This window comes from Pantoea sp. RCC30.1, assembly GCF_058148845.1.
Genome location: NZ_JBXUHX010000009.1, coordinates 133956 through 145507, shown reverse-complemented (window position 1 = coordinate 145507; position 11552 = coordinate 133956). Strand labels below are relative to the sequence as shown.

At 55.1% G+C, this 11552-nt stretch carries 10 protein-coding genes; 1 reads left to right on the top strand and 9 read right to left on the bottom strand.

Annotated elements, in window-relative coordinates; translation table 11 throughout:
- Positions 1 to 124 precede the first annotated feature (124 nt).
- Positions 125 to 907: an envelope biogenesis factor ElyC gene (gene elyC / locus AC2LB6_RS10600; protein WP_490093466.1), complete on the top strand. Its 783-nt coding sequence runs from the start codon at positions 125 to 127 to the stop codon at positions 905 to 907.
- On the opposite strand, the gene AC2LB6_RS10595 is transcribed toward elyC, so the two are convergent.
- From AC2LB6_RS10595 to rpsA, 9 genes are all read right to left on the bottom strand, one after another.
- Entirely contained in the window at positions 887 to 1780 is an 894-nt protein-coding gene (locus tag AC2LB6_RS10595; RefSeq protein ID WP_490093465.1) for a phosphotransferase, read from the bottom strand. The two genes, elyC and AC2LB6_RS10595, sit on opposite strands and share 21 nt — an antisense overlap.
- Positions 1781 to 1891: 111 nt before the next feature.
- Positions 1892 to 2641 carry a 3-deoxy-manno-octulosonate cytidylyltransferase gene (gene kdsB, locus AC2LB6_RS10590; RefSeq protein WP_490093464.1) on the bottom strand — a complete coding sequence of 250 codons (750 nt, stop codon included), beginning with the start codon at positions 2639 to 2641 and terminating at the stop codon, positions 1892 to 1894.
- On the bottom strand, positions 2638 to 2820 hold the full coding sequence (locus AC2LB6_RS10585; RefSeq protein WP_090962560.1) for a Trm112 family protein: 183 nt from the start codon (positions 2818 to 2820) through the stop codon (positions 2638 to 2640). The genes kdsB and AC2LB6_RS10585 overlap by 4 nt, the downstream gene beginning before the upstream one ends.
- Positions 2821 to 2925: 105 nt before the next feature.
- Positions 2926 to 4140, bottom strand: a complete 1215-nt coding sequence (locus tag AC2LB6_RS10580; RefSeq protein ID WP_490093463.1) for a winged helix-turn-helix domain-containing protein — start codon at positions 4138 to 4140, stop codon at positions 2926 to 2928.
- A gap of 39 nt (positions 4141 to 4179) precedes the next feature.
- Positions 4180 to 5166 carry a tetraacyldisaccharide 4'-kinase gene (lpxK, locus tag AC2LB6_RS10575; RefSeq protein ID WP_490093462.1) on the bottom strand — a complete coding sequence of 329 codons (987 nt, stop codon included), beginning with the start codon at positions 5164 to 5166 and terminating at the stop codon, positions 4180 to 4182.
- A complete protein-coding gene (gene msbA, locus AC2LB6_RS10570) occupies positions 5163 to 6911 on the bottom strand; it encodes a lipid A ABC transporter ATP-binding protein/permease MsbA (protein WP_490093461.1) in 1749 nt (582 codons plus the stop codon). The genes lpxK and msbA overlap by 4 nt, the downstream gene beginning before the upstream one ends.
- Positions 6912 to 6945: 34 nt before the next feature.
- On the bottom strand, positions 6946 to 9201 hold the full coding sequence (locus AC2LB6_RS10565) for a DNA internalization-related competence protein ComEC/Rec2 (RefSeq protein ID WP_490093460.1): 2256 nt from the start codon (positions 9199 to 9201) through the stop codon (positions 6946 to 6948).
- A gap of 204 nt (positions 9202 to 9405) precedes the next feature.
- Complete coding sequence (ihfB, locus tag AC2LB6_RS10560) at positions 9406 to 9690, bottom strand: integration host factor subunit beta (protein ID WP_003849360.1); 285 nt, start codon at positions 9688 to 9690, stop codon at positions 9406 to 9408.
- Between the two features lie 82 nt (positions 9691 to 9772).
- Positions 9773 to 11446: a 30S ribosomal protein S1 gene (rpsA, locus tag AC2LB6_RS10555; RefSeq protein ID WP_003849352.1), complete on the bottom strand. Its 1674-nt coding sequence runs from the start codon at positions 11444 to 11446 to the stop codon at positions 9773 to 9775.
- Between the last annotated feature and the right edge of the window lie 106 nt (positions 11447 to 11552).

Sequence of the window (11552 nt, the reverse complement as noted above, 5' to 3'; positions counted from 1 at the left end):
GCGTGCGCTCCGGTATGCTGCGGTGAGACTTGTGCTATTTTGTCACAGGCACCAGAAGAATGAACCTTTCATCCCTATCTTCCCTTCCGGGTGCTCTATTTTCGGACAACAGGACTCTTTTTTGATGCTATTTACCCTAAAAAAAGTCATTGGCGGGCTGCTTTTACCCCTGCCGTTTCTGCTTTTGCTGATGGCGCTTGGCATTTTACTGCTTTGGTTTACTGGCTGGCAGAAAAGCGGCAAAACCGTGATCTCCGTCAGTTGGCTATTACTGCTACTGCTGAGCCTGCAACCGCTGGCCGATCGTCTGCTTTTACCGCTGGATAGCCGCTATCCGACCTGGAACGGCTCAGAGAAGGTGGACTACATTGTGGTGTTGGGTGGAGGCTACACCTTTAATCCGGCATGGGCACCCAGCTCGAACCTGCTGAATAACAGTCTGCCGCGCGTGGCAGAAGGCGTTCGTCAGTGGCAGCGAAATCCGCAGTCGACGCTGATTTTTACCGGTGCAGCGGGCGGCACCAATCCGAAGAGTAGTGCCTGGGTGGCGGCACAGGTAGCAGAGAGTCTGGGCGTGCCGCGTGAACATATTCAGATTCTCGACCAGCCACGAGACACGGCGGATGAAGCGCAGGCGGTCAAAACCGTGGTGGGCGAGCATCCGTTGCTGCTGGTCACCTCAGCGAATCATATGCCACGGGCAATTCGCTTTTTCCACGCGGTCGGGTTGGAGCCGATTGCTGCACCTGCCAATCAGCTGGCAATTACCTCACCACTGAATGGCTGGGAACGGGCGATACCGTCATCGATCTGGCTGAGTCACAGCGAACGTGCCGTGTACGAAACGCTGGGCACATTACTGCAGCGACTGAAAGGCGGGGAAGGCTCAGCCGAGCCAGGGAAGTAATTGTGCGCGTGCATGATCAAAGCGCGGACGATTAAAATTCCCGGTCTGAATCAGATTTTCGATGCAGTCCCACAGTTGATAAACCCACCGACGCCAGATAAAGCCTTCTGAAACCGGTGCCCGTTGCAGGTAATGGTGCAGCAGCGCCGTTTCGGCGGGCGACGCATCCAGATGGATAAGGTCATATTCACGGGGTGCCCAGAGAATCGTACCGGGCTGTGTCATCGCGATTAACTGGTCACTGCGGCTGTTTTTCAGCATGCTCTGTAGCCGCACATTGCCGTGAACCATCACGCAGGGATCATCGAAGCCACGAAACAGATGCGCCAGTCGCGCACGGCAGCGGAACAGAATCTGGCGATCTTCCAGCGTAAAGGCAGGCGGACGCAGATAGCTCAGGGTCGCCCACAACACCTCAACCCGCTGTGCATACCAGGCGGGCCAGCGGTTCTGCTGCGTGCTGTCTACCGTTCCGACCAGGCCATGGCTATCGAGCCGGTGCCAGGCCAGCAGTCCCTCGGCCACCTGTTCGCAAAACTGTTGCCAGCGCTGAGCATCCCGCGCTGGGGCTTCCGCCGTCACGCCATTCAGTCGCGCCATTAAGAGCATTTCATGCACCGGCGGCTGCTGGCTCAGCACCAGACCATAAACTGCTGGCACGGTAACCAGCCCGGCCTGCCCCAGCAACGCCAGCTTTCTGGCTTCCATTGCCGCCCGGCCCTGATGACGAAAATATTTCGCCACCACCGGCATGGGGAGGCCTTTCCGATCGTATAACGCATAAAGACGGGTGGGTGGATGTTCACTGATGATTTCGAGGCGGCTGATGGTTTCACCCAGCGCCAGCGTGAGTTCCGATTTAAGCTGTTCCATGCGGCATCCTCCTCAGATGAGTATCGTAATATCCTGAAGGAAGTGTTGGCGATAAGTTTAGCGGCGGATCAATAACGTGATGCTGAAACGGGGAGACAGGCTCCCCGTTTTTCAGGCCTGCATGGCAATACGAACGCGTTGCAGATCGTCTGGCGTATCCACGCCCACGCTGGGGATGGTTTTCGCCACGGCGACATGAATTTTTTCGCCGTACCACAAAACACGTAGCTGCTCGAGCAGCTCAATCTGTTCCAGAGGACAAGGCGCCCAGGCAACATAGCGGCGAATAAAACCGGCACGATAGGCGTAGATGCCAATGTGGCGCAGCAGCGTGTCACCGATCTGCTCGCGCGAGGCGGCATAACGTTCACGATCCCACGGAATGGTGGCCCGTGAGAAATAGAGCGCGTAACCATTTACATCCATGACGACTTTCACCGCGTTCGGATTAAAGGCTTCTTCCGCATCCGTGATCGGCACTGCCAGGGTCGCCATTCCGGCCGCCGAGCCCGCCAGATTGGTCGCTACCTGACGCACAATCTCAGCCGGAATCATCGGCTCGTCACCCTGCACGTTGACGATGATTTCGTCATCAGCAAACTGATATTTTTCGATTACTTCCGCCAGCCGCTCCGTGCCAGACTGGTGATCGACGCGCGTCATGCAGACTTCGCCGCCTGCCGCTTCCACTGCCTGAGCCACGTCGGGATGATCGGTGGCAACAATGACACGGCTGGCACCCGACTCACGGGCGCGCTCCATCACATGCACGACCATGGGTTTACCATGAATATCAAGCAGCGGCTTGCCGGGTAAGCGGGTTGACGCATAGCGCGCAGGAATGATGGCAGTGAAACTCATGGATGAATCTCGTCAACTGACAGCGTGCGGGCTTCCGTTTCCAGCAGCACCGGAATGCCGTCACGAACCGGGAAAGCCAGGCCATCAGGTTTGCAGATCAGCTCCTGCTGAGCATTGTTGAAGTAAAGTTTGCCATTGCACACCGGGCAGGCAACGATTTCGAGTAAACGATGATCCATATGTCCTCCATCAGGGACCGAATGCTTAAGGAGTCAAGCATACCATAGCGCGGCGCCTGCGGGATGAGGTAAAGCGCCATCCCGCTGCGGCTGCCGCAAAATTGATTAATCCAGCGTCCATAGCGCTGGCCAGTGATCTTTAAGCGCATCGGGTACCTGCAGAATAGTAACGCTTTCTGCCCCCTGCCACGTCGCGAAGCGTTCAATCGCACACCGGATATCCGCGACAAAGCGTGCCGTCACGCGCGTCTTCTCCTCCAGCCAGAGTTTTTTAATCTCCAGCTGTTTTGCCTGACGCAGCATGCGGGCATCCAGTCGCCCTTTTATCTGGCCGCGATGGAGGATGGGCAAAACAAAATAGCCAAATTTGCGTTTTTCCTCCGGGGTATAGCACTCAATACGATAGTCAAAGTTGAACAGCTCCAGGGCACGTTTGCGATCCCATACCACCGGATCAAACGGCGACAACAGCGCGCTGTGCGTTGCCTGCAGCGGCGTCTCCAGCAACGGCAAATAGTCGCGATGTAGCCACATTGCGCCCAGTCCCTCTGTATTGACGGCGAACAGATCGCCCGCCGCCTGGGCATCAGAGATAAAGTCGTTCAGGGGTGCCCGCTTCAGGCGATAGTAATCCGGCAGCCAGGCTGCGCGAAAAATCCCTAAGCTGCGGGCACTGTTCATCAGCATCTGGTAGATTGCCTCCGCTTCGCTGATGCCATGTACCTCATCCTGCCAGTCAGGCATCACGCGGCTGCGCAAATCGTAGACGCGCTGAAAATTACGGCGTTCGGTGACCATCAACTCACCGGCGCTGAAGAGATTCTCCAGATGGCGTTTGTGCGGTTTCCAGTCCCACCAGCCTGACTTCGGGTTATCGGCATGCGTAAAATCGGCGGCGCGCACCGGGCCATTTTCCCTGATCTGCTGCAGTAGTTCAGCAATCGCCTGCTGGTGTTCAGCGACCCACTGCGCGTTATATTTCCAGCCCAGACGTTCCGGCGACAACATGCGATGACGAAGAAGTCTGTAATCGGCGCGGGGAATGAAGCAGGCTTCGTGTGCCCAGTACTCAAAGAGTTCGCCCTGGGCCAGCGCCTGTTCCAGCCATGCCTGAGGATAGTTTCCCAGCCGGCTGAACAGCACCAGATAAGGACTGCGGGCCACGACATGGATGGTGTCGATTTGCAGTAGCGACATGCGGGAGATGCAATTAATCAGATCCGGATAAACAGCGCGTTTTGCCGGCGCACGCAGCAGGCCCTGCGCGGCGAGATGAAGATGACGAGCTTGCTGTAACGAAAGTGAATGCGGGCTGTTCATCCTCTTCCTTATCAGGCTTTACCTGAATGGCTGCGGGTATCAGAGTGTGCGGCGGCAGAGTTGTTCGATATCTTCCAGTAATGGCGTTACGGCCTTACCGCTTAAATGGGCATCGACCGGCAAATACCACCAGTCCTGCCGGGCAAAGTGACGGCATTTCACCGCGTCCTTTTCGGTCATCAGCAGTTGCTGACCCGGCTGGAGTAATCGGGTGAGCTCATCCTCGCTGTAGGCGTGATGATCGGCAAAGGCGATCTCTGCGACCGGCATGATGCCCTGCTGTTTCAGCGTGGTGAAAAAACGAGGAGGATGACCAATACCGGCCATGGCGACTACCGCACCCAGTTGCTCAGGCGGGCGGGTTTCACCGGTCAGCAGATTGGTGGCAAGCCCGGGCTGAAGTTGCATGGCAATCTCTTCGCGCTGCGCTTCACCGCCGTTAATGATGACGGCATCGACCTGTCTCAGACGATCGGCTCGTTCGCGCATCGGACCCGCGGGTAACCACCAGCCATTCCCAAAGCGACGTACGCCATCAACCACCACGATCTCGCGATCGCGCTGCAGGGCGTAATGTTGCAGGCCATCATCAGTGATGATCACATCCAGCGAATCCTGTTGCAGTAATGCCTCAATCGCCTGTCGCCTTTTGGGAGCCACTGCGACCGGGGCCCCGGTGCGCTGGGCGATTAAAACCGGCTCATCACCGGCCTGTTCCGTGCTGGTCTGTGCGGTGACGAGCAAGGGGTAGTGATCCGCCTTGCCGCCATACCCTCTGGAGACCACGCCAGCGCGCAGGCCGCGCTGCTGCAACGCCTCGACCAGCCAGATGACAACCGGCGTCTTTCCGTTGCCGCCGGCAGTCAGGTTACCCACGACCACGACCGGCAGAGGCGCACGCCAGCTTTTACGCCAGCCGCGCCTGTAACTGAAGCGTATCAGGGCCGTGATCGCACCATAAAGCAGACTGAATGGCCATAGCAGTAGCCATAGCGGTGAGCGACCACTCCAGATACGTTCAATCATTGGCCGAATTGCATCTTGTGCAGCTGGGCATAGGCGCCGCGTTCTGCTAACAACACCTGATGCGTTCCGCGTTCAACAATCTGACCATCTTCAATGACCACGATTTCATCCGCTTTCTCGATGGTAGAGAGGCGATGCGCAATCACCAGCGAGGTACGGTTCTTCTGCAATTCATCCAGTGCCGACTGAATGGCGCGTTCTGACTCGGTATCCAGTGCAGAGGTCGCTTCATCGAGAATCAGAATCGGGCAATCGCGCAGCAATGCACGGGCAATGGCGATACGCTGACGCTGGCCGCCAGATAACAGCACGCCATTCTCGCCAATCACCGTATCCAGGCCTTTATCCATTTTATTGATAAAGTCCATGGCATGCGCCATGGTGGCTGCCTGCTCGATCTCTGTGCGGCTATATTGCTCACTGCGGGCATAAGCGATGTTATTGGCAATAGTGTCGTTGAAGAGATGCACATTCTGCGAGACCAGCGCTACCTGATTACGCAGCGAGCGCAGGCTGTACTCACGCAGGTCATGTCCGTCCAGCAGGATTTCGCCCTGCTGAATGTCATAAAAGCGGGTCAGCAGGCTCGCCATCGTAGACTTACCGGAACCTGAACGGCCCACCAGCGCCACTGTTTTACCTGCCGGCAGCGACAGATTGATATTACGCAGTGCCGGAATATCACGGCCCGGGTAGGTAAAGGTCACATCACGGAATTCGATATCCCCTTTAGCGCGGGTGATCTCGCGTGTGCCATTGTCCACTTCCTGCTCGCTATCCAGAATCGAGAACAGGGTCTGACAGGCTGCCATGCCACGCTGGAACTGGGCATTGACGTTGGTCAGAGACTTAAGCGGGCGCATCAGAGCAATCATCGACGAGAAGACGACGGTGATCGTACCGGCTGTCAGCGTATCCATTACGCTTGGGAAGCTGGCGGCATAGAGGACAAAAGCCAGGGCCAGCGACGCGATCAGCTGAATAATCGGATCGGAAATGGAAGAGGCTGAAACCAGTTTCATTCCCTGCTGACGCATGCGGTTACTGACGCGGGAAAAACGCTCCGATTCAATTTCCTGACCGCCAAAAATCAGCACTTCTTTGTGACCCTTCAGCATCTGCTCGGCGCTGGTTGTCACCTGCCCCATGGTGTTCTGCATACTTTTGCTGATGGTGCGGAAGCGCTTAGAGACGGTGCGGATAGCAAATGAGACGATAGGTGCCAGTACAATCAGGATCAGTGACAGCTGCCAGCTGTAGTAGAACATCATGATAAACAGGCCAATAATGGAAGCCCCTTCACGCACTACGGTGACCAGCGCGCCCGAAGAAGAGGAGGCGACCTGCTCAGAATCGTAGGTAATGCGCGACAACAGGGTACCGGTGGACTGCTGGTCAAAAAAGGAAACCGGCATGCCCATCATATGACTAAATAGCCGACGGCGGATATTCATCACGACGTTGCCAGAGACCCAGGAGATGCAGTAGCTGGAGATATAACTGGTTATTCCGCGTACCACCATCAGGCCAATAACCACCAATGGCATCCATAGCATCACCGACCTGTCAGCTTTACCAAAGCCATCATCCAGTAACGGTTTCAACAGGGAGAGCATTAAGGCGTCGCCCGCAGCATTAATAATCAGGGCGACAGAGGCCACGATTAATCCCGCTTTATTAGGCGCGATCATCGGCCAGAGTCGGCGAAACGTCTGCCACGTAGAGAGATCTTTATCTTGATGCATTATTTATTCACGCTGTTGGAAATAGCCGGCCATTCTACCTGGATTCGCGTTTGACGCCAAACCACTGATGATACCAACGAGGCATTAATTGTTCCCGCAGGGTAGAAACCTGCACTCTGCCCTGCTCTATCCTGATACTGATCTGTCCTGACTGGCCCGTATCCAGCCACTGAAAACCGGCCGTTCGATAGTTTTCCAGCACATTTTTCGCAGGCATGCGCCAGGCATTGTAGCGTGCCAGAGAGGCGATAGCGGTGTGCCCTTCTGTTTTGCGCAGCAGCAGAGAGGTCGACGAAGTCCGGCTACCATGGTGTGGTACCTGCAGGATATCGACCTTCAGACCCTGCTTCTCCAGTGCCACCAGCTGGCGTTCCGCTTTAGCCTCAATATCACCGGTTAACATCAGCCGGACCTGGCCATCATCGACGATCACCACACAGGAGTCATTATTTCCACCCGGTAAAGGTGCCGTCAGCGGCCAGACAACCCGAAAGTGGAGTCGGCGCCAGCGCCATTGCGTACCACGTACACAGGGTAAATGCGCCTTATCTGCCAGCGCGCTTCTGACTTCAACCGCGGGCCAGCGTTGCGTGATCGCCTCCAGCCCGCCCGTATGATCCAGATGGTTATGACTGAGGATGACCTGTTTTAATCGCAGCTGTCTGCGCTCCAGCCATGGAATGATCACCCGACTACCCGCATTATCATTCTGCCAGCGCGGTCCTGTGTCATACATCACTGCCTCGTCGCCCTGACTGATAACCAGGCTCAGTCCATGCCCGATATCCAGCATATCGATGCGCCAGCCCTGCTCTTGTTCTGGCTGGCGACTCAGTATCATCGCCAGCGCTAAGGCGCAGCTGCTAAATGGCAGAGAGAAGAAGAACTGTGCACGCCAGAGAATCAGACCGCCCCATACCATTACCGTAAACCAGGTTGTGCCACTCAGCGGCCACCAGCCCGGCGGCAGCAACGTCAGGCAGTTAAACAGGCCTCGCAACGAGAGATCAGCCGCCCCCCAGAAGAAACCCGATACCTGCGCCACCGGTAGCAGCATGGCGAGTGTCACTAACGGCATGGTGATAAACGAGACGACTGGGATAGCGACAACATTGGCCACCAGCGCGGTCAGGCTAATACCGTTGAATATCGCCACCTGCAACGGCACCATCAAAATCATCATGCCCGCCTGCAAATGTAGTAGTTGCACCGGAATCCAGCGTCGTTGATGACGGAACCGTGCAGGTAGTGGGAACCAGTGGTACCAGACCAGTAGCATCCCGACAGCAAGAACTGAGAGCCAGAAGCTGTCAGAGAGCACAGTCATCGGATCGGTCACCAGCAGCAATGCAATACAGAACATCCAGACCTGCCAGCTATTCAGCTGAACACCCGCAAACCGGGTTATTGCCCATAACGTCAGGGCTAGCAGTGAACGGGCCGCAGGAGGCTGAGCCCCGGAAAGCCAGGTATAGACTGCAGCAAACAGCCAACTTACGATGAGGGGGAAAAGATAGCCGATATAACGGGCTGGCAGGATAAATTGCACCCCACGCGCAATCAACCAGCCAGAGCTGGCTGCCAGTGCGATATGCATGCCCGATATCGCCATCAGATGCGCGGTGCCGGTATCCCGCAGTAGCTGACGTGTCTGCTGGCTCATCTCATCCCTGATGCCAAAAGCCAGTGCTTCCAGCGTGGCACGAAAAGGCATTTCATGGGTTCTGTCACGATGCCATACAATAAATCGCCAGCGGCCATCACAGCGTTCGCTGACGGCAACCTGTTTAAGGATCCGGCCCTGCAGCGGCGTATTATTAGCCAGTGCAAAACGCTGCGCATCGAAGCCACCTTCATTAAGGCGGGCATGTACGGGTCGCAAACGGAGTTGCATGGTCCAGCGTTGGCCCGGACAGTAAATTTCCGGTTCAGCATCGAACCAGAGCCAGGCAAAGCGAGGCGGAAATATCATCCTGCCCTGCGCTTCCAGCAGACGAACCCGGATTTGCTTGCGCTCTTTTCGCAGTTCATCAATCTGAAGGGTGAAGGTGGCGGGCCGTGCGGAAAGCTGTTCGATATCCCGCACCATCACGCGCGCGTCGTTACAGGCCCATGCCAGAAACAGCAGAGTGATACCAGTCAGACGAAGGGGTGGATAAGCGCACTGCAGCAGAGCCAGACCCACGAGGAGCAGGAGCAGAATCGTCTCACCTGATGGCAGCCGCGCTATCAGCAGTAGCGGTAACGTTGCAACGATCGCCAGTCGCGCCAGAACGGTCCATGTCAGCATAATCGTATCCATTGATTCAGTTCGATTATTCTGGCTAATTGGGGAGAAAGTAACAGTGGACGATGAGTGAAGCTGGAGCTGTCTCGCAAGGAGAGCACGGCATTGCAGTGTTGATTACCGCAATCTGGATGTCAGGTCTCAACCTGAATAACAGGCAAAAAAAAACGACATCCGGAGATGTCGTTTATCTGGTTCGGTATCGGCTTAGCCGTAGATATTTGCGCGATCGCGAAGCTCTTTGCCTGGCTTAAAGTGGGGAACGTATTTACCTTCCAGATCCACTTTGTCACCCGTTTTCGGGTTACGTCCAGTACGCGGAGCACGATAATGCAAAGAAAAGCTGCCGAATCCCCGGATTTCGATGCGTTCGCCCTGTGCCAGCGTAGTGGCCATGTGCTCCAGCATCTCTTTTACTGCATCCTCAACGACTTTCGCCGGTATATGAGTATGCTGTCCCGCCAGTCTTTCGATCAGTTCTGACTTGGTCATGTAACCTCCGGTTTATCCCTATAGGAATGTATGACAGCTTTTACCGAAACCGGGTGGTTGCCCACCCGGTGCTTCAGGTCGATTACTCGCCTTTAGCCGCTTTGAACGCTTCAGCCATAGCGCTAGAGAAATTGCCTTCTTCCTGTTTGGTGTTAACAGTATTGATAGCTTCTTTCTCATCAGCCTGGTCTTTCGCACGGACAGACAGGCTTACGACACGGTTTTTACGATCAACGCCAGTGAACTTAGCTTCAACGTCGTCGCCAACGTTCAGAACCAGAGTTGCATCTTCAATGCGGTCCAGTGAAGCTTCAGAAGCGCGCAGGTAACCCTCAACGCCGTCTGCTAATTCAACTGTAGCACCTTTAGCATCAACTGCAGTCACTTTACCGGTGACGATGGCACCTTTCTTGTTCAAAGTGATGTAGTTGTTGAACGGATCTTCTGCCAGCTGTTTAACGCCCAGTGAGATACGCTCGCGCTCTGCATCAACCTGCAGTACAACGGCAGCGATTTCGTCGCCTTTTTTGTACTCACGAACGGCTTCTTCGCCAGTCGCGTTCCATGAGATATCAGACAGGTGAACCAGACCGTCGATGCCGCCGTCCAGGCCGATGAAGATACCGAAGTCAGTGATTGACTTGATTTTACCTTCAACACGATCGCCTTTGTTGTGCGTCTCAGCGAACAGCTGCCATGGGTTAGATTTACACTGCTTCAGACCCAGGGAGATACGACGACGCTCTTCATCAATGTCCAGAACCATAACTTCAACAACATCGCCTACGTTAACAACTTTAGACGGATGGATGTTTTTGTTGGTCCAGTCCATTTCAGACACGTGTACCAGACCTTCAACGCCTTCTTCGATTTCCACGAAGCAGCCATAATCAGTCAGGTTGGTAACACGACCGGTCAGGCGGGTGCCTTCCGGATAGCGTTTAGCGATAGCAACCCATGGATCTTCGCCCAGCTGCTTCAGACCCAGAGAAACACGGGTACGCTCGCGGTCGAACTTCAGCACCTTAACGGTGATTTCGTCGCCCACGTTGACGATTTCGCTAGGATGCTTAACACGCTTCCACGCCATGTCAGTGATATGCAGCAGGCCATCAACGCCGCCCAGATCAACGAATGCACCGTAGTCAGTGAGGTTCTTAACGATACCTTTAACTTCCATGCCTTCCTGCAGGTTTTCCAGCAGCTGATCGCGCTCTGCGCTGTTTTCGGATTCGATAACCGCACGACGTGAAACCACGACGTTGTTGCGCTTCTGATCCAGCTTGATCACTTTGAATTCAAGCTCTTTGCCTTCCAGGTGCAGCGTATCGCGCACCGGACGCACATCTACCAGTGAACCTGGCAGGAACGCACGGATACCGTTCAGCTCAACTGTGAAGCCGCCTTTAACTTTGCCGTTGATAACACCGGTAACAGTTTCAGCGTCTTCGTAAGCTTTCTCCAGCGTGATCCATGCTTCATGGCGCTTAGCTTTCTCACGGGACAGCAGGGTTTCACCGAAGCCGTCTTCCACTGCATCCAGAGCAACATCAACTTCGTCGCCTACCTGGATTTCCAGTTCGCCGGCTGCGTTCTTGAACTGCTCTGCAGGAATTGCAGATTCAGATTTCAGACCCGCATCAACCAGAACGACATCTTTGTCGATAGAAACGACGATGCCACGAACGATAGAACCCGGGCGGGTTTCGATTGTTTTTAAGGATTCTTCAAATAGTTGAGCAAAAGATTCAGTCATATTGATAATCTTCAGGATTCTTCAATTTAACGTCCATCTGACTTCATGTCGGATGGGGTTGTTTCACATGCCCGGCACCTAATCCATGGTACAGGGTGATAAATTC

Excerpts from the sequence above, each read along its gene's own strand:
- elyC (WP_490093466.1), top strand. The coding sequence starts at position 125 with ATGCTATTTACCCTAAAAAAAGTCATTGGCGGGCTGCTTTTACCCCTG.
- AC2LB6_RS10595 (WP_490093465.1), bottom strand. The coding sequence starts at position 1,780 with ATGGAACAGCTTAAATCGGAACTCACGCTGGCGCTGGGTGAAACCATC.
- kdsB (WP_490093464.1), bottom strand. The coding sequence starts at position 2,641 with ATGAGTTTCACTGCCATCATTCCTGCGCGCTATGCGTCAACCCGCTTA.
- AC2LB6_RS10585 (WP_090962560.1), bottom strand. The coding sequence starts at position 2,820 with ATGGATCATCGTTTACTCGAAATCGTTGCCTGCCCGGTGTGCAATGGC.
- AC2LB6_RS10580 (WP_490093463.1), bottom strand. The coding sequence starts at position 4,140 with ATGAACAGCCCGCATTCACTTTCGTTACAGCAAGCTCGTCATCTTCAT.
- lpxK (WP_490093462.1), bottom strand. The coding sequence starts at position 5,166 with ATGATTGAACGTATCTGGAGTGGTCGCTCACCGCTATGGCTACTGCTA.
- msbA (WP_490093461.1), bottom strand. The coding sequence starts at position 6,911 with ATGCATCAAGATAAAGATCTCTCTACGTGGCAGACGTTTCGCCGACTC.
- AC2LB6_RS10565 (WP_490093460.1), bottom strand. The coding sequence starts at position 9,201 with ATGCTGACATGGACCGTTCTGGCGCGACTGGCGATCGTTGCAACGTTA.
- ihfB (WP_003849360.1), bottom strand. The coding sequence starts at position 9,690 with ATGACCAAGTCAGAACTGATCGAAAGACTGGCGGGACAGCATACTCAT.
- rpsA (WP_003849352.1), bottom strand. The coding sequence starts at position 11,446 with ATGACTGAATCTTTTGCTCAACTATTTGAAGAATCCTTAAAAACAATC.